The sequence below is a fragment of the Methanobacteriaceae archaeon genome, assembly GCA_030656015.1.
GTDB lineage: Archaea > Methanobacteriota > Methanobacteria > Methanobacteriales > Methanobacteriaceae > UBA349.
On sequence record JAUSNX010000001.1, the window covers coordinates 18,337 to 44,977 of the forward strand.

Here is a 26,641-nt window from a genome sequence, read left to right on the forward strand (position 1 = left end):
TTATTTGTAATATTTAATAGTTAACCTTTTTTATTTAATTTTAGATATAATTAAATAAAGAAAAATAGTAAGTGATATTATGGTTAATTATGGCTTTGGGTAGAAAAAGAAGGTGGAATTGAAAATGAAATGGAACCTGATGATGAATTTGAGTGGGAAGGGTGTCATTATGACACAGAAGAGGAAGATTTAATTCTTATTTATCGAACTAGACCATATAAAAGAATTCAGTATCTCATAAAAGCTTCTTCTGATTCTAAATTATATCCAGAGAATGCTGTTGATGAAATTTATAATTGTAATTGTGAAGTTCTTTATAATTTTAAGGATAATGGTCTCCAATTAAAAGAAATGCAAGATAATAATCTTTTAGAAGATTGGTATCCCTTGAAAGTGAATTTTGTTAAAATGAAGTTTCCAATAGAAGAAAAATTCTGGAATATTCTAAAAGACCTTTTAATTGAAAAGAATCCAAATTCAGAGAATTTATTTGAATAAATAGAATGTATTATAAAATTATTTTTCAATATATTTATTTTAAATTCCATTAATTATTTATTTCTAGAAAACAATCTTTAACATAACAGGTAAAACCTAAAAGTCAGTGCACCTTGAGTTGTGCGTTTAATAGTACTTCCAGGCACTGATTTTTATTTTATTTTCCTTTGTTATTTATTTAATGGCGTATTAATAGAATTGGTGAAACATGATTAAGAATACCAAGCATTTTATGATGGATCAAGATTATGATTACCAATCTGATTCGTTGCTTTTACACATTACTGAAGATTACGAATACAAAAAATCAGTTCGCCTAGAAGAGGATATAATTCTAGACTTTGATAAAAACGATGTCCCTGTAGCTTTAGAGCTATTAAACGCATCTAAAACTCTTCATGTTAAAAAATCTTCTCTTATTCAACCTGTTTCTTTAAAGATGAATATTGGGGTTGCTGAAGATACAATAAAATTAGATGCTACCTTATCATTTTTAATTCATCAAAAACAAATACCCAAATCTTTAAACTGGCAGACCAGCAACGATGTTAATTTAACAGCCAATGAAGCTAGCTTTGCTACGGCCTAAGTTTAGTTTGGAAAATTTCTAAGGATTCTATAATATCTTTTAATAAAGCTTAGGATCTTTCATAATAAAATAGCCTACTTCATGACCTTTTTTTCAATTTCTTTGCAAAAAGTGCCAATAATTTTATTATAATTAATCATAAAATATTTATTAATTTAAAACATAATTAGAATCACAGATAAAACCTGGAAGTCAAGTGTACCTTGAGGTGCTCGTTCAACAGTATTTTCAGGTACTGATTATTAAATTTCTGGTGAAATAAATGAATGATCTTATTCAAATCCTTAAAGAACATGAAAATGATATTAAGGAAGATTTCAGTGTCAAAAAAATAGGTATTTTTGGTTCACAGATTCGTGGTGATTCCAATGATGAAAGCGATGTTGATATCTTAGTTGAATTTGATAAACCTACTTTGCACAATTTTATGGGCCTTATATTCTATTTAGAAGATCTTTTTAGTAAAAAAGTTGATCTGGTCACTGAGAAATCTTTGAGTCCTTATATCAAATCTACAGTAGAAAAAGAGGTTGTCTGGTGTGAGTGATGACGATTTATTTTTAGGACATATACTTGATGAAATTACTTTTATTGAAGAAAACTTCAGCCAGATTTCATTTGATAGCTTCATAAAAAATCCTGTTCTCCAAAGGGCATCTATAAGAAGTCTAGAAATAATTGGTGAAGCTGTTAAAAATTCAAAGAATTTTCGATGCCCGAAAAATCTTCGATTTTTGGACGGCCGTTAAAAATTTATCTGAAAGTTTTAAAGCAGATAATCCGGAAATTGAATGGAAAGAAATCGCTGGAATGAGGGATAGGCTTATACACCGCTATTTCAGTGTTGATTGGGATATTGTTTGGGAAGTTATTAATAATAGACTTCCTGAATTAAAAAATATTATAAAAATGGCTTAAAGTAGATTTTTTATTTTATAACATTTTATCGTCTTCTTTGAATTCATCAAAGTCCATTTAACCAATTAATATTTCACTATTTTTCCATATTTTTCATTTTCTACCCACAAATAATCCACTTATATACACATCATTTATAATGTCTTAAAACAAAGTATAAATACCATAATACTTTTTAAAATTATAAGAGCAAAACCATGAAAACTATACAAGACTGTCTATTAGAAAAAAACGCAACTGTAGAGGCCTTAGGACAGGGCAAACAATCTATTTTAATTAGGAACTATGAAAATACTTTGAAAGAATTTTTACTTTATCCTACTATTGAATATCTGGATGATGAAAAATACCTGGACAGCTTCCAAGATAAACATCATTCTTTCATCAAGAAAAATTCCAAACCGGATATAGAAGGCCCTGAATTTGAAGTCAAATACTATGCCAAAGTGGAAGAAGAAATTAAAAAACCAGCCGCTAGTATTGAAGCTATAAATAAGCACCATATGTGGACTGATGAGTATGTAAATGATTATATGAACGCTGATACTACCATTGTTTGGCTTTTAAGAGTTTACAAACTAAAAGAACCGGTGGTTATCAAAAGAACCAATGGTATGGTTTATGCTGACGTGGATGAAGCAATTTCCGTAGAAGATATTGAACCAGTATTATCTGATGCAGAATTTAATAAATTAAAAAAGAGTTTAAAATAGATCTTTTTCTATTTTAACTATAATTTTCTTTTTAAATAAAATATAATTAACTCTAATGATTTATTAAACATTTTACTATCTTTATTTTACTCAAATAACTATTTTTAAGATTAAGACTAATTTAATAAGCATAATTGACTTTTTTATCAAATTTAATTCTATACAGTCGATTAATAGATGATTATAAATCAGACAATTTATACTATTTTACTTTATTTTTAAATTTAAATCATCAACTATTCTACAATTTAATTATGGTTAATTATTTTGTCCATATCCCCCATGATTACTTTTCATAAGCTCTCCACAGTATTATACCACATGAAAATAAATAATTCTATAGAACATTAATTAGGTGATAAATATGGCTATGAAAGTCTATGATTTAGTAAATAAAGCAGAAGAAATTGAAAATGCAACCATATATGTGGAAAATTACACCAATAAAGAGGATGCCAATGGAAAAGAAATCCACGTTGTAGAAATTAATTTAGAAGATACCGACACCGAAAAGGTCACTGGCCCATATATCCTGGAAGCAGATACCAAATCGGCCCTGGACTCGCAAGTAAAATTCACCCTGGGTGCCTATTTCAAGAAAATAGACGTGGTAAACAAATTATATTAATATAAATAATTATTTTAAAAAGGCAGTTTGATGATTAATTGAACAGAAAAAACACATTAGGATCATTACCTAATTCTCAAGATATACAAAATAAGTAAGTAATTTAAGAAGTTTTTTGAGTATAAAAAACAATATCGTGCTTTTAAATCTCAAAAATAAATAATTATTTTAATTATGCATTATTTAGGGTTAAATTATTTTTGAAGTTTACCTTTTATTTTTCCTTCAATTTCTTTAGATTTCCCTTTAATCTCACCCTCATATTCTTTAGCTTTTCCTTTAATTTCACCTTCTTTTTGTTTAACTTTTCCTTTTAATTCATCTGTTTTTTCTCCCATAGAATTCCTCCTTATTGTTTATTTAACATTTCAGATTATTTATACATCCTAAATTCAAAATAGGAATAATCGGATATGAATTTAATATGTATAAACCATTAGAATCTAATTGATGAATTTATTCCAGGTTTTGGTACCAACCATTACCTGTACTCCCCTTGAGTTTAGGGATTATAAAACTTCTCATAACTGTTTGCAACATGACTTTGAACATATATCTATGGTTAAGAAGATATTTAGGCCGAGTATAAAATTTTAAGTAGGCCGCAGCTAGTTTTCTCTCCACCATTTTCTTGTTCAAACCTAGTTGATCGTATTTCAAAAGTGGCTTAAGGACGGTGTATTCTTGCCAATCTTCATTATCTATTAAATTTTTTTCCTTAAGTTCATTGTAAATCGGTGTTCCGGGAAATGGAGTTAATATAGAGTATTGGCAATAATCAGGTTCAAGTTTTATAGAAAAATCAATTGTTTTATTAATATCCTCTTTAGTTTCTCCAGGATATCCTATGATAAAAGAAGTCAATACTTCTAAACCTGCATTTTTCGCAATCTTAACCGCATTTTCAGCGTTTTTAAGACTTATACCTTTTTTCATCAGGTCCAAAATACGCTGCGACCCGGATTCAACACCATAATATATGGTTTTCATTCCTGAACTTTTTAGATTCTGAAGAAGACCTGGATCTACCCGGTCAACACGGGATGATGCTACAAAACTCACATCCAGGCCTCTGGTTTTAATTTCATCTGCAATATCATTGGCCCGTCTTTTATTCAACATGAATGTGTCGTCCATGAATCCAAAATCCCTTATGTGGTATTTATCTATTAATTCTTCAATTTCATCCACTACATTATCAGGACTGCGCGATCTGAACTTTTTACCCATAATAAGTGATGATGAACAGTAGTTGCAGGAATATACACAACCTCTACTGGTTATTATTCCACCAGTTTGCTCTTTGGAAGCAGCATAAGATTCAAATGGAACCAGATGTCTAGCAGGAAAAGGTAAAGAATCAAGGTCTTTTATTAAAGGTCTCTCAGGAGTAGATTTTATATTTCGAGTTTGGGGATCTCTGAAAAAAATTCCCGGAACATTATCCATTTGTGGAACTTCCTGGAATGATTCATCTAGGATATCCACCATGGTCTCTTCACCCTCACCCATAACTACTACATCCAGATCTCCAGAACTATTTAATGTTTCAAGTGGCATAAAAGTAGCATGAGGGCCACCAATCACCGTTAAAGATTCAGGTAGAATTTTTTTAACCATTTCCACATATTTCAATGCACTTTTTATGGTGGATGTAGTGGCCGTAACACCAACTACTTGTGGATTAAGCTTTTCTGCCATCTCAGAAACATTTTCATAACCCAGCTGAAGTAGGTCATCATCTACTATTTTTACGCAATAAGATTCCTTCTCCAGTGACGAGGCCAGGTACATGAGATTCATAGGCGGAGCTATAAAACCCAGTGCATTTTTCAATGCATTCTCATCATATGGATTTATTAACATTGCATCAATGTTTTTATTCATATTTACCCTTTTTGAGTTGATTAAGCTATTAATAAGAGTTAATATTAGTAATTAATAGTGTATTTCAGTCTCTCCATTTTTTGTTACTATAGTCTTGATTTCGTTGATTCCTTTCATCAGAATCTTCATCTCCATTCCTATATCTTCGGTTTCTGTGATTGAATCTTGATATTAGAGATCCCACCACGGCACCTATGGCGCCCACAGCTATAACCAAAATTATCTCGGGTGGTGTGTTTAAGGGAACATAATTAGACAACTGTGCAGAAAATGCCGCGATTTGGCCTTTGAATAAACTCAATAACCACAAGATAATTGCCCCAGCAACACCCATAAGTGCCCCATTAATCATTCCATCAAAAATATCACCATATGAAATGTAACCCACAATTATACCTGCAATTAAAAAACCAAATAGAGCCACCGGCAATCCCATAACCGATCCAATTCCTAGAATTGCTAAAACTACGGTAAATATAATTGCTAAAATAAACCCTTCAACCACAACCGCAATACTGGCCATTTAATATCCTCCTATTTAAAAAAAAATATTATTTAATCATTTATGTAATATCCCCAATATTTCACACATTTATTAATTAATATTAATTTTATGTACTTCTTGTTGTATTTTTGGTAGTTTAATGGTTAAAACCGAGTCTATAAAGTTAGCTGATGCTTCTTTAACTTTTATTTCTGAAGGAAGTTTAATGGTTCTTTTTGTTTCGCCGTAACTTCTCTCTTTTTGAATGAAATTAACGTCTTCCCCTTCCATTTCCTCTTCGAACTTTACCATGATATCTATTCTTTCACCGGCAATTCCAATATCAATATCTTCCTTTTTTACACCAGGAATGTCAATTTTTAAAATTATATTCTCAGTGGTTTCAATAACGTCCAATGATGGTTTGGGGGATGATTTGTAATCAGATAGAGTTTTTCCAACTTCACTTTGTTTAGATTTAATAGTATTCATTATGTCATTTAACAAGTTTTCAGTCTGGTTTTTCTTTTTTTCAACTTCTTCTTGCAAATCTTCCGTTTTATCTTGGGTATCTTCTTTTATTTCGTTTATTTTATTACTTACATCATCTTTCATATCTGATGCACTTGATTTTATATCATCCACTTTATGTTTAGTATCCCTTTGAAGTTTATCAGACTTTTCTTTGCTATCTTCACTTATTTCGTTTATTCTATTACTCACATCCTCTTTTTTATCTGATGCACTTGATTTTATATCGTCCACTTTTTCATTCACATCTTTTTTATTAACCATAATAATCACTCCAAATTTTGATATTGATAAAATCCAATTGACAAATTATTCAGTCTTGAAAACTCTTCCTTTTATTAAAACTGTATCTCCAATAACTTCAATCATTTCATAGGGTACTATTTTTTTATCACCTAGACCAATCTTAGCAGATATTCCTGCTTCTTGTAAAATAATAGATTTCACTTTGTTTGTTGCAAAATCCCATTCTATATCTTTTACAATTCCTACTTGATCTCCGGATTCGTCAATTACAGATTTACCAGCCAATTCATCAACAATTTTCATATTTTCACCTTTGATTTTCTGGTTACTTTTGCAGTACCTTTGACTATTGTTATATTTTTATAACCGTGATAATTCTATAAATTTTAAAGAATATGTCAATAATGCAGTTATAAACGCATTTAATCAATTTTTGGGGAATAATAACTTAGTTAGTGATTAATATAAACAATAGAATACAATCTATACTATAAAACATGAATTGAATAATGATAATTATTAAAAGGATTTTTATGGTTAAAATTATAATATTACGAGATTTCCTTAAATTTTAAAACCATGATATTATATTTTGTTAACAATCTGCTATCAATATATTGTTCTTACTAGTTATTAAGTATTTTTAAAAAAAACATAAAAATATATTTAATTAAAATCAGTAAAATTATAAACCTTTTTAAGATCCTTTTCTAAGAAGTATGGTTCAAATCCTTCTTTTAGATTATAAATAGCTACTTTAGCAGTACTGCCCTGATTTATAACATGAAATGATGGACAGAAAACCACAAAAGTATTTTTTTCTTCGGTAATAAAAACAGGAATATTCATTTTTTGATTATCAACCATAATAAGATACTCCTATGCCGTACAATTTGCATATCTATAATATTAATATATTCCTTTTATTAGATTAAGGTTATTAAAAATAAAAAAGAAAAACTTATTGTTGTTGTTTTTCTTTTGCTCTTTGTTTTGAACTTTTTTAGTTACTTTTAATTTAGCTTTTTTGTACTCATTTTATAGAGTTACGGTTGTATTATTGTTGGTATAGTTAACGTATCATTGGCAATTGGTGAATTGGTAATTTACTGATCTTTTGGAATAATATGTTAAAATCGAAAATAATCTGATCAATATGAACAAATTAGTGATTTTAACTAAAATTAGAGGTTTATTTTACAAATAAAAACATTTTAATTCTATTTAAAAAAAGAAAAAGTATATTATTTTTTACTACTTACCCATCCACATACTCATGAATAATGCCAGTATAAGGCTTATTAATGGTATTCATATATTTAATTTATTACTATAATTTCACAGCAGATTTAAAAAAAGAAAAGAAAAAAATAGGGTATATATTATTTAAAAAGATAAGTTAAAGGCATTTTATCTTCTTGTTTTGAATTTGAATGTGTATACTTTGGCCATGTTGTTTCCTGTTAGATCACTTATGGCTGCTGCGGGTATGTAAACTGAGTACCAGGTATTATAATACCTTTTGAAAATCATTTTGAGATTTAATTTATTTCCGCTGATTAATTTTTTGATTGATACTTTTTTACCTGTTTTCAAGTTTTTAATGTATACTTTAGACCAGTTGATACTTGTTTTAATGTTTTTACTGAATTTTATAACAATAGTTGAAGTTGTAGAAAACCTCGTAGCCTTATTGGTGGGAGTTGTAACTGTTACCTTGGGAGCTGTTTTATCAATCACATACTTTTCAGTGTAAACTGGTGAAGATGTACCATCACTACCCACCGCAATGAACTTCAAAGTAGTACTAGAGGATATGGTCAAGTAACCAGTGTATTTAGTACTAGCATTGGTTGGTGTGGACCCATTCCTTGTGTAATAAATGTTCCCAGGTTTATTCATAGACAGGTAAACATTTTTATTTACATTGTATAACCCACCTTTGATACTGGCCTTGGCCGTTGTTGGGGTATTCGATTGAATAGTTACATTGGTGTTCACGGTTTGACTATCAGACACTGCATTAACATGAGCTATTCCAGCAGCCTCATCAGCAGTTAAAGTAGCAGTTGCTGTTCCATTGATGGTTTCTTTGTTTATTGTTTTAGATCCCACACTTCCTAGATCAGTATTGAAGGTTACTGGTGTTTTGTCAGGTATATGGCCATCAATTGGATCTAAAGGAGTAAACGTAGTCCCATCAAAGGCATTATTGAAACTAACAGTTAGATTAGAAACCTCACCCTGCTTGATAGTATTAGGATTCGCCTGGAGAGTCATGTATAACCATGGATTGTAATCCACAACACCACTAATTAAAGTAATGAAGTCGGGATAATTAGAACCCCACCAGTTATAATTGGCATTAACAGTGCCATATGAATCTAGGGAATGGAAGATCGCCGTAGGGGAATTTCCCACTATGCGGTTGAAGTTCATGGTCACAACACTATCGCAGGTGTAGACTCCTCCACCATATACATTACTAATAGCAGTTGCTGTGTTGTGATTGATATTACTGTTAGTTGCTGTTAAACTGCCCCCATAAGTGTAGACTCCTCCACCAAAACTGTCTGTACTGATGGCATTAGCTGTGTTGTTATCGATGTTACTGTTATTGATATTCACTGCACCATTATGATTGAAAATGGCCCCTCCGCGTGCTCCAGATACTTCGAGACCGGCTGCGGTGTTTCGTAGTAATTCGGTGTTATCCAGAATCACTTCCCGGTCGATGTTGTGGATTCCACCACCAAACTGGGCTGTGTTGTCATTGATAGCTGAGCCTTGAACTGTTAAAGTGCCATAATTTGAGATTCCACCACCATAAATAGCGGTGTTATTGAATATATTTGAATCCACAACAGTCAAAATACTGCCCCAGAGGTAGATTCCACCACCCTCAGTAGATGCGATATTGCTACTGATTAATGAATCAGAGATACTTGTGGTTCCAGAACTCCATATCCCAGCCCCCCAAGTAGCATTGTTTTCCTGAATAGTGGATCCAGTAATATTTAGAGTTCTCTGGTAATTGTAGATTCCACCACCATAATTAGCGGTGTTGCCTTTGATAGTTGAGTCATTGACTGTCAGAGTATTACCGTAGTAGTTGTAGATACCACCACCATTAGCAGAAGAAGTACCACTGACGGTGTTATCCTGGATGTTACAGCCATTTATGGTCATTATACCTCCATTACTGATTCCACCACCACCAGAATTTCCTCCGTTTACTGTATTGGAACTTATACTTCCACCCGTGATTGTCACGGTGGCTCCAGAGGTGTAGATTCCTCCACCTACAGCAGAAAATCCCGATTGTCCAGTTACAGCGTTTTGGTTGATATTACTGTTAGTTAAAGTTAAACTTCCACTATTAACGTAGATTCCACCACCATAACTGGAGGTTTGCCAACCAGAGGCGTGGTTGTAATTAAGGTTACTGTTAGTAATGTGCATGGTACCATAGTAACTGTAGATTCCACCACCATAGGCGTCATAACCTGCTGCTAAGTTACTTTCCAGGTTGCTGTTATCCATAATCAATGTTCCCTGATAGTTGACAATTCCACCACCATATGCATCATCTGGATAGTTACTCTGGGCAGTATTGGAAATTATAGAACTGTTAATGATGGTTAGCATGTCTTCATTGTAGATTCCACCACCCATAGCTTCATCAGAAGAACTGACAGCTAAATTGTTCTGAATTATACTATCTTCAATCAACATGATAGCGTCATTATTTATTCCACCACCATAAGCATAGTAACCTGTGCCCACATTCCCTTCAATGGTGCTCCCTTTTATGGTCATGTTTCCGGAGTTGTAGATTCCACCACCATAACTGGATCCATAAAAACCCGTGGGATTAGCTTTGTTGTTTTTTACTGTACAGTTATTGAGAGTTAAATTGCCACTGTTGACGATCCCACCACCATAAGCATAAGGACCTGTAGCTTTACCATTTTGTATGGTAAATAAACTAATATTCACGTTTACTCCAGTATTAATAGTTAGGGGCCGTCCGGTGTTGTTTCCATCGAGTATGGTGTTTTCCTGGCTTTGGCCCACCAGATTAACATTCTTACTTATAGAAAGACGTTCATAGTAGGTTCCATCGGCCACATTGACTGTACCATTAGGATTAACCGAAGTTATACCTTTACCAATGGTCAAATATGGGTTGGTTTCGTTTCCGTTGTTATCATCATTACCGGTATTTGATACATATTTAACATCATTTGGATCAACATTAGCAGATACTGCACCGCAAAGCGTGATAGTCATTAAAAAAACTGTTAGGGCAATTATTACATGTTTTTTCACATTTTTCCTCCTTTACCTTTTATTATACAAAATTGATTAAATTCATTTCTTTTATTAAATAAGTCTTTAAAATGAGATATTAAATGTTTAGAGGAGAAAATATGCTTCTTTAAAAATAAAATTAGCCATGTTCCCCCCAATAAAATTTAAAAACTTCTATCAATAATATTGAGTAATATATAAATATAATTTTCTATTTAATTTTGAGTATTTAAAGGACGCTATGATGATTACTAAAAAAAAATAGCCATATGGCAAATATTAAGGTCCCTTAATATCAAAACTTTCACCTTGTGCAGGTTTCCATTCATCTTTGATTTTAGAAACTGTTAATGCCTCAATTTCAAATTATTCCTTCCTTAAATATGATTTTAATTTAAAAAGTATATTCAAACCATTTTCTACTTATATAAAAAATTATATTAAATTTAAAGACAATGATTAACCCTAAAAACACAACAATCCACAAAAAATGAATTTTAAAGAATAAAAACATTAAAAACTCCTCTTCTAAGTAGAATTAAAAATATTAAAATCATTAATACAACTATAAGAAAAGTTACAGCCAACAAGGTATTTTTTTGTGCTTTTTTTCTTATTTTTTTATCCAGCGGCTTCAGTTTCCATATTTTAAAAGTTAATAAAGCAGTGAGATTCACCGAAACCAGGTTCACCATAAAAAGCAACAGTGCCCCATTGGCCAGTTCAAAGTTTCCAGATCCTAAAAGAATACCAGAACTTACCAGAGGAGGCATTAAAGCCACAGCAACCATTACCCCTACTAGAGTGGTTCTAAAACCTACCATAAATGATAGTGCTCCCACAATCCCTGAAGAAAGTGCTAGGGTAACACTTCCCAAACCCACTCTAGTTCTAAGTAGCAGTTCTGGGACGGTAGTATCTACTGGAAAAACCATACCAATCATAAATGCGACCATTAGGGCAGTTAATATCCCCACTATCGAAGTTTTCAAGGCATCTTTTTCCAGTTTAGAATCTCCCAATACATTACCCAGAGCCCAGGCCACATTGGGCCCTAACATGGGAGCCACCACCATGGCCCCGATAATCACCGCTACATTGTTATTTATAATACCGATGGCGGCTACTAATGCTGAGAGAACTATAAGTAAAAGATAAATACGGGATATCTGACTTAAATCAGCGATGTCTGCATAAATTTCATGCCTGCTTAATCTATCTACCAATTTAGGAGATTCCAAACGATCCAGTAGGCCAGAGAGAGTTTTTTCCTCTTCATCCACTGGCAATATCCGTACTGGGGTTTCTGGTAAAGGTATTGAAGCCTCTACTGGAAGTAAAATCATCCTAAAGCCTTCTTCATCTTGACAATTTTTTTGGAGGAGGTTCATGATGGCTTCTGTCTTTTCCCTGCGTATAAGTATATGGAAAAGCATAGCACCTCCTTCCAGAGTATAATGCCATATGGAAAGTACCTCGTAGCGATCCAGTAACTGGTATATTTCTTCAGATTTGTGAATATTGGGGATAGTGGCAAGAATTAAACGGTATGTCATAAATAAAAACCTTTTATATTATTTGGCCTTTGAATGAAATATATTTATTTATTAAAAAAAGTTATTTTAAAGGCCTTGAATTAGAACTAATCTTTAGAACTAATATTAATATAGATTTTTATTCTTTTTATTTTCTAAAAAAAATAGCCTTGATGTCATATTATATTAAAAAAAAAGTAAAAAGGGAAGGGTTGTTTTATTTTTTGGTTCCAATTATTCCACCGGCTATCATTAGGATAGCTAGTAGTAGAGCTACTAATGGCATTCCTGTTTCTTGCATGGTTACGGTGTTAGTTGCGGCATTTACTGTGTTATTAGTGTTAGTGTTGTTGTTAGTGTTATTATTGTTGTTTGGTGTTGCTGCAGCATTGAAAGTTAAACTTTGTGTATTACTGTTTAGTGTTGGGTCGTAGGTACTGGTTGATAGTAGGGGGTTTATGAGATAGCTTCCTGCACTTGTAACTTTGAGGGATAACCACATGTATGGATCGCCTACCGGCACATCACCAATAGTCCAGGTCACCGTCCGGGTGGTCGCATCATAGGTGTAACTTCCTACATCTACTTTGGCCCCTGGAAATTCCAAACCTTTAGGGACTACATAAGTCATTACCACGTTTTTTGCAGTATCTGGTCCTTTGTTACCGACTTTTAGAGTGTACACCACTGTATCACCAACCACCGGGTTGGCCTTATCAGTAGTAACATTAAGGTAAAGACTGGAAACTGGAATAATAGTCACATTTGTGTATACGGTTTGATAATCACTCACAGCATTTAAATGGGCTATTCCAGCAGTTTCATCAGCAGTTAGGGTGGCCATAGCAATACCATTAACTATTTGTTTGTCTATGGTCTTAGAGCCAATACTACCTAAATCAGTGTTGAAAGTCACTTGCATTCCATCAGGTATGTGTCCATTAGCAGGATCCAGTGGTACAATATTGTCACTACTGAAGGCTGCATTGTTGAAACTAACTGTTACTAAACTAGTTTGGCCGTTTTTAATGGTATCCGGGGTAGCGTTGATGGTCATGAATATCCATGGGCCGAATGTTCCTAGTCCAGATATCTTGGAAGAATCTGGAGAGTTACTTCCCCACCAATTGTAGGATACAGCTGGTAGTCCGTGGCTGAGTGGTTGCAGATTAATGTAATTGTATTCAATGTTGTTGACTATCCTGTTAAAAAGGATGGTTTCGGCTTGGCCGTTTTCCAGGTAGTTGTTAAGACCTATTCCCCTATAATTGTTGATAATGGTGTTTTCGGTTATGATGTTGCCGTAGTAGTTACTCCATATCCCGTATTTATTGTTGTAGGCGATGAAATTCTTTTTTATGGTGTTTCCAGTGGAAGCTCCTATGGTAATCCCATCCAAAGAGCTGGTTGTTATATGGTTGCCTTCTATGTTGTTATTATCACAGAATCTGTTTAAATAAATACCATATCCATTCATGTTTTTAGCGATGTTGTTGATTATATTATTGCCAGTGGAGGTTTCTGTAATAAAAATTCCTACATTAGCATTGTTAGAAACAGTGTTTTCTGAGATTATGTTGTTGTTTGAGGCATAGGTGTAGATTCCATTTACACAATTATTGACGGTGTTCTGGTTAATGGTGTTGTAGTTGGCAGAATTTAGATAAATTCCGTTCCCGGCATTAAATCCATTAATGGTATTTCCTGTTAAGGTGACATAAGATGCCCCATTGACATAGATCCCATTAGTTTCTGATGTTACACCAGTTTTTACTTCTATATCGTCGATGTGGCAGTCATTTCCAAATCCACTTATGCCTAAAAATCCGATACGCACGTCATTCTGGCCAGTGTAAGAACTGATAGATATGGAGTGTTGTTTCCAGCCAATGGACCCATCATCACGGTTAATATCAGATCCCACATTATTCCAGGTTAGTCCTCCGTCAGTGGAAACCTGTAATTGAACTCTGTCAGAAGCACCAAAATAACCAACATCATGATACATCCAGAAGGAAAGTTCAGCACTGTTTAAACCACTAAAATCGAGTCCCGTGGTACGGTATAAACGAGCTGATTTAAAATCTGCTACAGACCATGAGTTAAAGTAGGCCAGATTAGAACCGCTGTGTGCGGCGACTCCTGAAGGATGCCTTGTACCCACATTAGTTTCCCAGTTGGGCATATTGCCTGAAGGCCAGTTTACTACTTGCATGGCCCATCCAGAAGGTAATACTGGAGCACTTACACTGTCAAAGTTCTCACTGAATACATTTGTTTTTGTAGCATTGTTAATGGTAAATCCCTGTATGGTAGAACCGCTTCCAGTGGCAGTTATGGTGAAACTACCATTGACTATGGTGTTAGGGCCTGTGGCTCTAATAGTTAGGTTCTTGTTTACCACCACGTTTTCATTGTAAGTCCCTGGTTCCACATCAATGGTGTCTCCATCAAGGGTTAATGGATCGTCGATAGCAGATTGAATAGTAATGTAACTGATTTCGGTTCGAGTATTTAAAGGGTCAGGTAGAGTAGTGTTATTGGTGTCCGCAGCCGATACTGCGCTGGCAGAGATTATAGCAAACAGAGTAATTAGTGTAATTATTATTAATTGTTTTTTCACGTTTTCACCTCCTTTTAAATGATTATAAAATTGAATTTAATCTCTCAAATCAAGACCCATTAGGCCTTAAATTAGATATTAAATGATTTAGAGGAGAAAAACTAACTAAGATAAAAATTAGTCACGTTCCCCCCAAATCAGATGTTAAAACATCCTATGTAATAATTAACGAGAATGTAAATATAATTTTCTATTTAATTATTGGTATTTAAAGGACCCTATGATGATTCTATATTTAAATAGCCTTTTGATAATCGATTACTGATTTGATATGATGATTCTATATGCTTAAATCAAATCAGGCATGATTATTACAGTAAAATAAAATAAAAAATATAAACTTCCTATAAAAAAATGACTTTGAGAGTATTAATAATATTAATCCAAAACCAAGGACAGGCATCAATATCGAGCATCACTAGTGTATAAATAATAATTTATTAATTTATAACCTATAATAACTAAAAAAAAAAAAAAAAAAGTAAAATTATTTTTTACTACTTACTAATCCACCTATTACCATAAATAAGGCCATTATTAGCACTATTAATGGTATTCCTGTTTCTTGCATAGTTACGGTGTTAGTTGCTGCATTTACTGTGTTATTAGTGTTGTTGTTTGTTGTTGCTGCTGCATTTACAGTTAAGCTTTGTGTATTGGTGTTTAGTGTTGGGTCGTTGGTACTTGTTGATAGTAGAGGATTGATTAAATAGGTTCCACTGCTTAGTACTTTGAGGGATAACCACATGTAAGGGTCGCCTACCGGCACATCACCAATAGTCCAAGTTATAGTATGGGTCTTAGTGTCGTAGGTATAGGTTCCATTGTCCACATTAGCTCCAGCAAATTCTAAACCTTCAGGGACAACATAGGTCATTACCACGTTTTCTGCAGTGTCTGGTCCTTTGTTACCAACTTTCAAGGTGTAGATTACTGTTTCACCAACCATTGGATTAGTTTTACTTGGTGTTATGGTCAGGTACAGACTGGATTGGGTAGATTTAGGATTAATAGTCACATTAGTATATACGGTTTGACTATCAGTCACCGCATTAACGTGTGCTATTCCCGCAGTCTCATCGGCAGTTAAAGTAGCAGTTACTATTCCATCCGTTGTTTCTTTGTTTATGGTTTTAGATCCAACACTTCCTAGATCGGTGTTGAAGGTTACTGGTGTTTTGTCTGGTATATGGCCATTATCTGGGTTTAATGGAGTAATCGTAGTTCCATCAAAGGCATTGTTGAAGTTTGCAGTTAGAGTAGAAGTTTCACCCTGTTCAATATTTGTTGGGTTCGTCTGAAGAGTCATGTATAACCATGGATTATAGTCGACATTACCAACGATTAAAGTTGTGAAGTCGGGATTATTAGAACCCCACCAGTTATATTTGGCATCAACAGATCCTAAATCATTTTGTATGGCTGTAGGTGAGTTATTCACAATACGATTGAAATTCGCGGTCACAGTACCAGAATTGTAGATAGCACCAGCATAACTTGCAGCGTTACTTGTGAAACTACTGTTAGTCACAGATAAAGTACCACTATTCAGGATAGCACCACCACCATAATTTGCTGTGTTACTTGTGAAAGTACTATCAGTCACAGATAAAGTAGCGCCATTATTGTAGATAGCGCCACCATACTGGGCAGTGTTACTTGTGAAACTACTATTAGTCACAGACAAAGTACTACTGTAATAATTGATGATAGCACCACCATAATACTGGGCAGTGTTACTTGTGAAACTACAATCAGTCACAGACACACTACCATAATTGTTAATAGCACCACCATAATTAGTTGCAGTGTTATCCGTGAAACTACTATCAGTCACAGAGAAAGTACTACTGTAATAATTGTAGATAGCACCACCATACTCTGCAGTGTTACTTATGAAATTACTATTAGTCACAGTCACAATACTACCACCACTACCAATACCATTGTAGATAGCACCACCATAATAGGCACTGTTACTTGTGAAACTACTGTTAGTCACAGACACACTACCAATGCCATTGTAGATAGCACCACCAGAATTTGCTGTGTTACTTGTGAAACTACAATCAGTCACAGACACACTACCACCATAATTATTGTTGATAGCACCACCAGAATTTGCAGTGTTATTTGTGAAACTACAATCAGTCACAGAAATATCACCATCCTGATTGAGGATAGCACCACCATACCCTGCAGTGTTACTTGTGAAACTACTACCAGTCACAGAGACACTACCACCATCATTGAGGATAGCACCACCATAATTAGTTGCGGTATTACTTGTGAAACTACAATCAGTCACAGAGACACTACCACCATCATTGAGGATAGCAGCACCATCTGATCCAGTTGCGTTGGTTATTGTTAGGTTGTTTAGTGTGAGGTTTATTCCAGGGTTTACAAAGAATATCCAGTTGATTCCGGTTCCATTTATTATAGTACCGGTTTGGCTTTCACCATTAATAGTCATATTCTTATCAATAGTGATTCCTGTGTTACTGGTTCCGTTGTATTGTCCGTTGGCTATGTTTACTATTCCATTAACATTAACAGATCCTGTTGCGTTTTTGATGGTTTTTTTGGCCGTGGTCCAATCCGAACCGTCATTATCATCGTTTCCACTAGTATCATTAACATAGATAGCATCTCCAGGAGCAGCTGAAACATCGTTAATACCAACAGCAAAACCCAGAGCTAAGGTTAATAGCAGCACTGGTAGTAAAGCTTTAGTTATTTTGAATGATGAACTTATTTTGCTTGTCACGTTCTTTTTCACCTCCTTTTACAGCTATTAAATGAAGTTAAATTTAATAAACTTAAGTTTAAAAATAAATAAAACTTAGTTATTAAGTAATTTAGAGGAGCAAAAATATCTTAAAATAAATTAATTATGTTTCCCCCAATATGATGTAAATTACACCATGAATGATATTATTAAAGTAAAAATATAAACTTTCCTATTTAAAAATTGACTATTATGGTCGTATTACCACTAAATCTACCATATTTTTACCATTAATCAGCACAACTATGGCTCATAAAACGATTTATAATGTAAAAATACCAAGCACCAAGCCTTGGAAAAAAATCTATGGGGCTTAGAATTATCTTTTTTAAATAAAGTCATGATTAGTGAAGTAAAATTTATTAAAAACCCATTAATTTTCATATTAAGAATGAAATTGCTTATGATAGATTATTCCATTTAGAGTGCTAATTAATTACCATAAACTTATTTTATTTGAAATCAAATCATAATTAATATAATGGAGCTATTTCATGGAAGTCATCTTACAGCAACTGGCCAATTTATGCATTTTAATCTACATAGTGACCACCATGTTATCCATGGGACTTAAGTTTCTTCCTAAACAATTTTTAGAACCATTAAAAGATAAGGGCCTAATATTAAAGTCTTTAACTGCCAATTTTTTAATACTTCCCATTATAACTTACATTATACTGCAGCTTATCCCCCTACCCGAGGGCCTGGCCATTGGTTTGATTTTAATGGCTGCCGGGGCCGGATCACCATTCATGTTGAAAATAGTTCAGCTAATAAAAGCGGATATGGCCTTTGCGACAGGGCTGATGATCATATTGTCCCTGGTGACTTTGGTCTACCTGCCCCTCATGCTTTCCTTTTTATTACCTGGTGTTTCTGTTAATCCATTAGCTATAGCCAGTTCCCTGATAGCCCTGATATTTTTACCATTAATCATAGGAACAACCATAAAATCAAAATATAATAAAATAGCTACTAGAATTCAACCTATTTTTAACCAGTTATCCAGCATATTTATAGTTCTGGTGGTAATTCTTTATCTGGGCCTTAACTACCAGGACTTTTTGACAGTATTCGGTACTGGGGCCTTGATGGCAGCCATAATTTTTATATTAGGTGCATTTGTAACGGGATATTTATTGGGTGGCCCTTCCTCCAGCACCAGATCCGTGTTGGGTATGGGTACTGCTATTAGAAATTCGTCAGCCGCCTTTGTGGTGGCCCTTGCCAACTTCAGTTATCAGTACGAGGTGATGGCCATGATCATTGTGGTTTACATGTTCAGTATCATCCTGATGATTCTCATCTCCAGAGTACTAAGAAAATAAGGTCAAAAATTTGAATAAAAGACTTATTAAAAATACTAAGAAAATAAGGTCAAAAATTTGAATAAAAGACTTATTAAAATTTAATAAATTATATAATCTTATTTTAACAAAATATTATTAATGTCTATAAAAACCGAATGGTACCAGTTATCTGCGGAGAAAACCTTTGAAATCTTGAAATCAAGTGAAGAAGGTCTTAGCTCCAAAGAAGCCCAAAAAAGACTAGCTAAATACGGGTCCAATGAAATAACCTTTAAAAAAATCAGTCCTTTATTTAGACTTCTAAAACAATTTAATAATCCCCTGATTTATGTTTTAATTGTTGCAGCCATGGTGACTGCTTTACTGGGTGAATTAATAGATGTGGCAGTTATTTTAGGTGTGGTAATTGCCAATGCCACTATCGGATTTATCCAGGAAGGAAAAGCAGAATCTTCCATTGAATCTTTGGAGAAAATGCTGGTCCCCGAGTGCCAGGTACTCCGTAATAGGGAAAAAGTAACCATAACATCCAAGCTACTGGTTCCTGGTGATATAGTACTACTGGAAAGTGGAACCAAAATACCAGCAGATTTACGTATTTTTCGCTCCAAAAATTTACATGCTGATGAGGCCTCCTTAACCGGAGAATCCCTACCGGTGCCTAAAAATTCTAAATATATTACTACAGAGGATCTTACTCCCGCTGATCAAAAATCGGTGGCCTTCAGTGGTACCTTTATCACCCAGGGTTCAGGACAGGGAGTGGTGGTGGCTACCGGTGATAAAACCGAGATGGGTAAAATCGCCACTATCATGAAGGAAACTCATCACATAATGACTCCTTTAATGAAAAAAATAGAGAGATTCACCGAGATCCTGGTGATAATTATTCTGATTATTGCTTTGGTGAATTTCGCATTATCTTTCTGGTTGGGTTATGGGTTTATTTATTCATTTATGGCATCTGCTTCACTGGCCGTGGCCGTTATTCCTGAGGGACTACCTGCGGTTCTAACCATAACCCTGGCTTTTGGAGTAAAAAAAATGGCACGTAGAAACGTGCTCATAAGAAAATTGCCCTCAGTTGAAGCCCTGGGTCACACCACCGTAATATGTTCTGATAAAACCGGTACACTTACTAAAAACCAGATGACAGTTTTAATGGTTTACTGTGGAGATATAACTTACCAGGTTAATGGGAAAGGATATAAACCACAGGGAGACTTTCTCTTAAATGAAAAAGTTATTAAGACATCCAATCAAGGAGAAGAACTTATTAAAACCCTTCAGGCTGGTTTAATATGCAATAATGCTTCTTTAGTTAAGGACGATAATTATAAAGTTATAGGAGACCCTACCGAAGGTGCATTAATTGTTTCGGCCTACAAGGCCAATATAATGGAAAAATCTGACAGGTTAGATGAAATACCATTCCAATCAAAAAACCAGTTTATGGCCACTCTCAATCGAGGTAATAATGAGAATATAATCTATTTCAAGGGTTCCCCAGAAAAGATATTGAAAATGTGCAAAAAACAGCTCATCCGGGGAGGAATACAACCTATAAAACCCAATAAAATTTCTCTGGAGGCAGATAGTCTGGCAAAAGATGCCTTAAGAGTACTGGGTTTTGCATATAAATCAGTACCATCTAATCAAAGCCAAATCCACAAGGAAGATATGGAGGATCTAATTTTTTTAGGACTGCAGGGAATGATGGATCCTCCTCGAGAGGAAGTAATGGATGCTATCCAAAAATCCAGACGTGCTGGTATAAGAACGGTTATGATTACCGGTGACCATTCTTTAACTGCTAGGGCCATTAGCCAGTATTTAGGTATTGGTTCAGGGGAGAAAACCATAATTACTGGTAAAGAATTATCAAAAATGAGCAATGAACAGGTTTACGAGACTGTGGATAAAGTTTCAGTGTACGCTAGGGTGGCCCCGGAACATAAATACACCATAACCACCCAGCTACAAAAAAAGGGAGAAATTGTGGCCGTAACTGGAGATGGAGTTAATGATGCTCCAGCCTTAAAAGCGGCAGATATAGGTATAGCTATGGGAATAACTGGGACAGACGTGAGTAAAGAAGCATCGGATATGGTTTTAGCTGATGATAATTTTGCCAGTATTGTTAAGGCCATTGAAGAGGGAAGGTACATCTTTGAAAACATACGAAAAGTTATACTTTATTCTCTGGCTGCCAACGGAGGACAGGGGCTAATAATTTTGAGCTCGGTAATACTAACCCCATTCATAGCTCTTTTTTTAGTGACCTTACCCTTAGAACCGGTACAAATTCTATGGATAAACCTTTTTGACTCGTTATTTTTGGCTTTACCATTAATCAAGGAACCTAAAGAACTAGGATTACTTAAATATCCTCCTCGAGACCCTAAAGAACAGATAATTAATCATTTATTCTTAAGAAAAGTTGGTATAGTTTCCCTGTCCATGGCCTTTGGAGCATTATCCATATTTCTTATATTCGGACTGCCTGGCCTAAATCCTCTTAATGAATTACTAATAAAACAGGCCCAAAGTGCAGCTTTTGCCACAGTTATACTGGTCCATGTATTTTACCTCCTCACTGCCAGATCAATATATGATTCAGCTTTTACTTTCAGCCCTTTCTCTAATAAATGGTTGATACTGGGTATAACCGCAATTTTAACTTCCCTTATGCTGATTATATATTTCCAACCATTGGAACTCATATTTAGAACAACAGCCATACCTTTAGGTTGGTGGCCATTAATCGTATTATTCGCCCTCCCAGGTTTTATCTTAATTGAAATCGAAAAATGGGTATCTAAAAAGAAAAAATATGTCTAGGAAATTTATCGGCCATTTAGACCATTAAACCCTTTTTTATTGTTTGTTTAAATTTAATATACAATTACTTAATATGATTTCTATTTTTTATTTAATTAAAGTTTATTTTATCATATAAATTTTATAAAATTATTACATATTAGTCAACTTTTAATATTATTAAAAAAAAAATATAATCTGGGGGAGTATTTTATCATGTGGGGCCAATTTATGAATTCCAGGAGGAACTATTTCCTTGGCATCTTAACATATTTTATTAGTATATATTCCTGATTTTATCTAAAAAACTTTTATTATTAGAATTAGATTTTCATGCAGGTTGATTGATTCAAAAAAAGATTTATAGTCAATAAATACTAATAGTATATTATTAAAAATACGAACTGTGAAATCTATGCATCTTGAAGATTTAAAAAAAGAGTTGAAGGCCACTTTGAAATCCCTTTTACCAGCTATTATTCTAATCCTGGTTTTCCAAATATTTTTTATTAAAATGCCTTTAAGTGATTTTATAACCATTATTATCGGATTATTATTCACAATTTTAGGATTTACTTTCTTTATACAAGGCGCTAAAAAAGGATTATTGCCCCTGGGAGAAAATTTAGGTGCTTCTTTTATTGAAAAAAGAGCATTTTTCCTGATATTATTATTTGCTTTTTTATTAGGTCTAACTTTGACCATTGCTGAGCCAGATGTCAGACTGGTTGCTTTTCAAATAGGTCAGATAACCACATTAAATATCACTCAACTGGAATTAATATTCATAGCTTCTCTGGGATTAGGTGCATTTACTTTATTAGCAGTTTTAAGGAGCATGATTGATTTCCCTATCCAGTACATTCTAATACCCGGATACATTACGGCCATTATACTATCCTTATTGGTGAATAATGAATTCATATCCAAAGCATTTGATCTGGGGGCTGTAACCACTGGACCTATGACTGTGCCTTTTTTAATTGCCTTAGGGGTGGGTATTGCGTCAGTTCTGGGTGGAAGAGATAGAATGGAATCTGGTTTTGGAATAATGGCTATTGGTTCTATTGGTCCCATACTGGCCATACTAATCTGGGGCTTAATTAGGGGAGGAGTATAATGCTTATCATGAGTGCTGCTGAAGCATTCTTAGAGGTTATAGAAGCCATATCCCCGGTTTTAATACTTTTTTTCATATTCCAGGTTTTAATATTGAAAAAAATTCCTAAAAATATAGGGGATATTATTTCCGGCATATTCCTGACCATCATCGGGTTTTTCTTTTTCTTTTTCGGGGCAAAAATAAGTTTAATACCCATGGGGACCCAGATTGGTAGTTTTTTATCAACATTAGATTATTACTGGGTTATTATATTCGCTCTTATTTTAGGGATATTTGCCATACTGGCCGAACCAGCGGTTAATGTATTTGTCTATGAAGTAGAGAAAGTATCATCTGGTTATATTAAAAAAAATATAATGATTATGAGTATTGCTCTAGGGGTGGGTGTTGCCCTTTTATTTTCCGTTTTAAGAATTTATTTTAATTTACCCTTAGCCCTGATAATCATACCTGGTTATTTACTAATAATAATCTTAGCCCTGGTAAGTCCCAGGGATTTTATCCCTATTGCCTTTGATTCCGGGGCGGTGGCCACTGGCCCAGTGGTGGTTACCTTTGTGCTACCTATCATGACCAGTTTGGCCATAGGCTTAAATGGTGAATTTTCTGGTTTTTTAGGACTGGGCACCGTGGGTCTGGTGGCTATGTTTCCTATAATATTCATGCTTTGCTTAGGAATTCTAATAAAAAGGAGTGAAACTAAATGATAGCAAATTCTTGTTCTGGGTTTAAATTAATATACGTTATTGTAGAAGCTGGACGTGGAAGTTTTATTATGAAATTGGCTCGTGAAGCAGGTGCAGAAGGCGGGACCATATATTATGCCCGTGGAACCAGTATCCATGAGCATGGTAAATTTTTAGGTGTTCCAATTGAACCAGAAAAAGAAGTAGTAATGATTATTATTAAAGATTCTATGGTAGATCATGTTTTTGATTCTGTGGTTAAAAAAGGTGAACTGGAAACTCCTGGAAAAGGAGTGGCATTTATTTTGGATTTATCCCGGGTAGCTGGTATCTGTCATTTATTAGAAGAATAGATACCTAATAATTTAATCTTAAATTAAGATATATAACTGTGATAAGATTATCCTAAAAAGTATTTTTAAATTTTTCTCGTTCAAATTAAACAATACACCCATTAAAAAAATAGTTATTTAAGAAAAAAATATAGAAAAATAAGATTTTCCTCTTACTTTGAATTATATTTATCCACCAATCCTGAATATAATTATATAATATTAAATTAAATAAATAATATTCATGAATTCAACTAACACAGAACCCTATAATCCTGTGCAGATGTCTGAAAAACGGAATTTGTATTTATTTTTTATAATCACCTTTATTTTTTCCTGGTTTTTCTGGATACCCCCTATTTTAATTGGTCAGGGCATACCATTTCCCTCCATTTTAGCTGACTTTTTCTTGGGCCCATTTAATTTAGGTGCCTGGGGTCCATTTGTAGCAGCATTTTTACTAACCTACCGCAATAATGGTAAAGATGGCGTTTTTAAATTATTAAAAAGAGGAGTAGACTACAAATTTCATAAAATATGGTTTTTACCTATTTTATTACTGATGCCATTTATTACAGGGGTTTCACTACTCATAGCCTCATTTCTGGGAGATCCCCTGCCGGGATTGAGTATTTTTTATGAACCATGGCTTATCGTCTTCTGGTTCTTTTACCTGTTACTTTTAGGAGGTCCCCTTCAGGAAGAATTTGGATGGAGGGGGTATGCTCTGGACCGGCTCCAATCAACCCGCAGCGCACTAACTTCCAGTATCATCCTGGGAGTGATATGGGCGGTTTGGCACTTTCCCCTAAATTTTGGTGCTGGTGCTGCCGGACCACAATACGGCGTGGCCCTATCCTTATTTATAGGAGCTCTTATTACCATGAGTTTGATGTCCATCTTATTTACCTGGATATACAATAATACCGGAAGGAGTATCTTGGCTGTTTTAATTTTCCATACCTCTTTGAATTTATCTACCTTTATCCTGTTCCCAGTTTTTGAAGTTCAAAGCGCCCTGCTCTTTTACATGATATTGATTTTGGCCACAGTGGTGGTGGTTCTTATTATTTGGGGTAGGAAAACTTTGATAAAGAATAAAAAATTATAAGTGATTAATCCCCTTAGATATTGAAACTATAAAACCCGAAAAAAATGATGGCTAATTTGAGCCCTTATTTTTTTATAACTTTTTTAGGTTAGAGTGTCAATAAACAGGATAAATTTCCTTTTAATTTACGTGGTTGAAAAGCCATACGAGGTGATGATTATAATCATTGTGGTTTACATGTTCAGTATCATCCTGATTATGCTCATCTCCAGAATACTAAGAAAAGAAGTGAATATCGTAAAATCCCAACAATAAATATAATAATTGATACCGTGGAAATAAGCAAAATTTTAGAAAATAAATAAAAAATGGCCAAAAAATTAAAATCTACATGCATTACTTTATATGCTTTGAAAATCAATAGAATATTGCCTTATGGCAAAAAATTGGAAGTGATACATTTGTTTGGAGATAATTACAACAACGATAGAGATAATTCTGCCCCTATTAAAGAAGGCGGAGAATATGATGTTAAGATTGAAGATACCGGCAGAGACGGAGACGGAATTGCACGTATCGAAGGTTTTGTGGTCTTTGTTTCAGGCGCCAAAGTAGGCGATGAAGTTAAAATTAGAGTTAACTCTACCCGAAGAAATTTTGCATTTGCTGAAATAATTGAATAATCTTTATTTTCTAAAAGTGAAAGGAATATGCTGATTTAGGTTTATCTTTTCATATTTTTATTAAATTCAAGTTAATTCTTATAATTTCACTTTACAGGGAATAATATTCCCTAAAATCTTTTTTTATTAATAAAAGTACATTTATGCAAACTTAAGGGCATAATATTCATATTCTATATTATATTGTAAATCATTGAGTATTACAATTGAATCCAGCATTAAATAGGGTTCATATCATAGATATTCTGAAAACAAAACACAGATTAAGTTTAGATTATTTATTATAAAGTTATAACTATGTCCTTATCTGTTAATTCATTGGTTTAAATTATACAATGAAAAGATATAATAGTTACAAAAAGATACTGTATATGGGGATTACAAACTTGAAAAGTATTTATTATTTCGTAAAATTTGATTATAAAGCTAGATTAGATTCTATATATGTGAATATTCTTGGAAGTCAAGAAGATCAAGAATCTTTTCAAGTTTCAGAGAACGTAATTATTGATATTGACTCAGAGAAAATTCCGTTACAATTTAAAATTGTGGATGCTTCTGTGCTTTTCCAGGAAAAGAAAAGTCTTTTGAAGAATCTTTCTAATGTAAAAATTGATTTAAAAGTTGATTCAAAATCAGTCAATTTTAAGGGCCAGATTGATTTTGCCATAGACAATGACATACTACGGAAAGAAATAGATGTCACAGCACCCAATGATATAAAAATGCCTGAAATGGAAGGCACTTATGCTGCAGGAAGATCCTTTTGATGTTAGAATCTGAAAGTTAACTATTTACTTTTTTAAAATTTTTTATTTCTGTCTTTTTGAATTTTAGATTTAGTGTTTTTTTATATTTTTTTCTATAGAAATAATATTC

25 protein-coding genes are annotated in these 26,641 nt (G+C 33.7%); 15 read left to right on the forward strand and 10 right to left on the reverse strand.

Annotated features, from left to right (window positions below; all coding sequences use genetic code 11):
• Positions 1-129 precede the first annotated feature (129 nt).
• The 7 genes from Q7I96_00090 (at position 130) to Q7I96_00120 (ending at position 3,346) form a co-directional block, all read left to right on the forward strand.
• The gene (locus Q7I96_00090; protein ID MDO9626007.1) at positions 130-498 is read left to right on the forward strand and encodes a hypothetical protein; all 369 of its coding nucleotides are present in this window, start codon (positions 130-132) and stop codon (positions 496-498) included.
• A gap of 208 nt (positions 499-706) precedes the next feature.
• Positions 707-1,087, forward strand: a complete 381-nt coding sequence (locus Q7I96_00095; GenBank protein ID MDO9626008.1) for a DUF2283 domain-containing protein — start codon at positions 707-709, stop codon at positions 1,085-1,087.
• Between the two features lie 262 nt (positions 1,088-1,349).
• Positions 1,350-1,634, forward strand: a complete 285-nt coding sequence (locus Q7I96_00100) for a nucleotidyltransferase family protein (GenBank protein MDO9626009.1) — start codon at positions 1,350-1,352, stop codon at positions 1,632-1,634.
• Positions 1,627-1,836 carry a DUF86 domain-containing protein gene (locus Q7I96_00105; protein ID MDO9626010.1) on the forward strand — a complete coding sequence of 70 codons (210 nt, stop codon included), beginning with the start codon at positions 1,627-1,629 and terminating at the stop codon, positions 1,834-1,836. Before Q7I96_00100 ends, Q7I96_00105 begins: the two co-directional genes overlap by 8 nt.
• Positions 1,769-2,005 carry a DUF86 domain-containing protein gene (locus tag Q7I96_00110; protein ID MDO9626011.1) on the forward strand — a complete coding sequence of 79 codons (237 nt, stop codon included), beginning with the start codon at positions 1,769-1,771 and terminating at the stop codon, positions 2,003-2,005. Before Q7I96_00105 ends, Q7I96_00110 begins: the two co-directional genes overlap by 68 nt.
• Positions 2,006-2,202: 197 nt before the next feature.
• On the forward strand, positions 2,203-2,718 hold the full coding sequence (locus tag Q7I96_00115; protein MDO9626012.1) for a DUF1802 family protein: 516 nt from the start codon (positions 2,203-2,205) through the stop codon (positions 2,716-2,718).
• A 364-nt stretch (positions 2,719-3,082) separates the two neighbouring features.
• Positions 3,083-3,346, forward strand: coding sequence for a hypothetical protein (locus Q7I96_00120; protein MDO9626013.1), 264 nt, complete (start codon positions 3,083-3,085; stop codon positions 3,344-3,346).
• Between the two features lie 194 nt (positions 3,347-3,540).
• On the opposite strand, the gene Q7I96_00125 is transcribed toward Q7I96_00120, so the two are convergent.
• The 10 genes from Q7I96_00125 to Q7I96_00170 all read right to left on the reverse strand — a co-directional run bounded on the left by Q7I96_00125 (position 3,541) and on the right by Q7I96_00170 (position 17,736).
• Entirely contained in the window at positions 3,541-3,684 is a 144-nt protein-coding gene (locus tag Q7I96_00125; GenBank protein ID MDO9626014.1) for an LEA domain-containing protein, read from the reverse strand.
• Between the two features lie 118 nt (positions 3,685-3,802).
• Positions 3,803-5,233 carry a radical SAM protein gene (locus Q7I96_00130; GenBank protein MDO9626015.1) on the reverse strand — a complete coding sequence of 477 codons (1,431 nt, stop codon included), beginning with the start codon at positions 5,231-5,233 and terminating at the stop codon, positions 3,803-3,805.
• Between the two features lie 64 nt (positions 5,234-5,297).
• Positions 5,298-5,756 (reverse strand): DUF5518 domain-containing protein, encoded by a 459-nt coding sequence (locus tag Q7I96_00135; GenBank protein MDO9626016.1) that lies wholly within the window; start codon positions 5,754-5,756, stop codon positions 5,298-5,300.
• Positions 5,757-5,828: 72 nt separating this feature from the next.
• Positions 5,829-6,512, reverse strand: coding sequence for an Hsp20/alpha crystallin family protein (locus tag Q7I96_00140; GenBank protein ID MDO9626017.1), 684 nt, complete (start codon positions 6,510-6,512; stop codon positions 5,829-5,831).
• Positions 6,513-6,557: 45 nt separating this feature from the next.
• Positions 6,558-6,797, reverse strand: coding sequence for a PRC-barrel domain-containing protein (locus Q7I96_00145; GenBank protein ID MDO9626018.1), 240 nt, complete (start codon positions 6,795-6,797; stop codon positions 6,558-6,560).
• Between the two features lie 363 nt (positions 6,798-7,160).
• Entirely contained in the window at positions 7,161-7,361 is a 201-nt protein-coding gene (locus Q7I96_00150) for a hypothetical protein (protein ID MDO9626019.1), read from the reverse strand.
• A 543-nt stretch (positions 7,362-7,904) separates the two neighbouring features.
• Positions 7,905-10,826, reverse strand: a complete 2,922-nt coding sequence (locus tag Q7I96_00155; GenBank protein ID MDO9626020.1) for an Ig-like domain-containing protein — start codon at positions 10,824-10,826, stop codon at positions 7,905-7,907.
• Between the two features lie 479 nt (positions 10,827-11,305).
• Complete coding sequence (locus Q7I96_00160; GenBank protein ID MDO9626021.1) at positions 11,306-12,364, reverse strand: TIGR00341 family protein; 1,059 nt, start codon at positions 12,362-12,364, stop codon at positions 11,306-11,308.
• Between the two features lie 196 nt (positions 12,365-12,560).
• A complete protein-coding gene (locus Q7I96_00165; protein MDO9626022.1) occupies positions 12,561-14,966 on the reverse strand; it encodes a NosD domain-containing protein in 2,406 nt (801 codons plus the stop codon).
• Positions 14,967-15,453: 487 nt separating this feature from the next.
• On the reverse strand, positions 15,454-17,736 hold the full coding sequence (locus tag Q7I96_00170) for a hypothetical protein (GenBank protein ID MDO9626023.1): 2,283 nt from the start codon (positions 17,734-17,736) through the stop codon (positions 15,454-15,456).
• A gap of 515 nt (positions 17,737-18,251) precedes the next feature.
• Between Q7I96_00170 and Q7I96_00175 the strand changes: the two genes are divergently transcribed.
• The 8 genes from Q7I96_00175 to Q7I96_00210 all read left to right on the forward strand — a co-directional run bounded on the left by Q7I96_00175 (position 18,252) and on the right by Q7I96_00210 (position 26,532).
• Positions 18,252-19,085 carry a bile acid:sodium symporter gene (locus Q7I96_00175; protein ID MDO9626024.1) on the forward strand — a complete coding sequence of 278 codons (834 nt, stop codon included), beginning with the start codon at positions 18,252-18,254 and terminating at the stop codon, positions 19,083-19,085.
• A 120-nt stretch (positions 19,086-19,205) separates the two neighbouring features.
• A complete protein-coding gene (locus Q7I96_00180; GenBank protein MDO9626025.1) occupies positions 19,206-21,908 on the forward strand; it encodes an HAD-IC family P-type ATPase in 2,703 nt (900 codons plus the stop codon).
• 394 nt (positions 21,909-22,302) lie between these two features.
• Entirely contained in the window at positions 22,303-23,007 is a 705-nt protein-coding gene (locus Q7I96_00185) for a DUF1538 domain-containing protein (GenBank protein MDO9626026.1), read from the forward strand.
• Complete coding sequence (locus Q7I96_00190; protein ID MDO9626027.1) at positions 23,007-23,717, forward strand: DUF1538 domain-containing protein; 711 nt, start codon at positions 23,007-23,009, stop codon at positions 23,715-23,717. Before Q7I96_00185 ends, Q7I96_00190 begins: the two co-directional genes overlap by 1 nt.
• Positions 23,714-24,049: a P-II family nitrogen regulator gene (locus tag Q7I96_00195; protein ID MDO9626028.1), complete on the forward strand. Its 336-nt coding sequence runs from the start codon at positions 23,714-23,716 to the stop codon at positions 24,047-24,049. The genes Q7I96_00190 and Q7I96_00195 overlap by 4 nt, the downstream gene beginning before the upstream one ends.
• A gap of 223 nt (positions 24,050-24,272) precedes the next feature.
• On the forward strand, positions 24,273-25,139 hold the full coding sequence (locus tag Q7I96_00200; GenBank protein ID MDO9626029.1) for a type II CAAX endopeptidase family protein: 867 nt from the start codon (positions 24,273-24,275) through the stop codon (positions 25,137-25,139).
• Between the two features lie 401 nt (positions 25,140-25,540).
• Positions 25,541-25,762 (forward strand): TRAM domain-containing protein, encoded by a 222-nt coding sequence (locus tag Q7I96_00205; protein MDO9626030.1) that lies wholly within the window; start codon positions 25,541-25,543, stop codon positions 25,760-25,762.
• Between the two features lie 386 nt (positions 25,763-26,148).
• The gene (locus Q7I96_00210) at positions 26,149-26,532 is read left to right on the forward strand and encodes a hypothetical protein (GenBank protein MDO9626031.1); all 384 of its coding nucleotides are present in this window, start codon (positions 26,149-26,151) and stop codon (positions 26,530-26,532) included.
• The last annotated feature ends 109 nt before the right edge of the window (positions 26,533-26,641 follow it).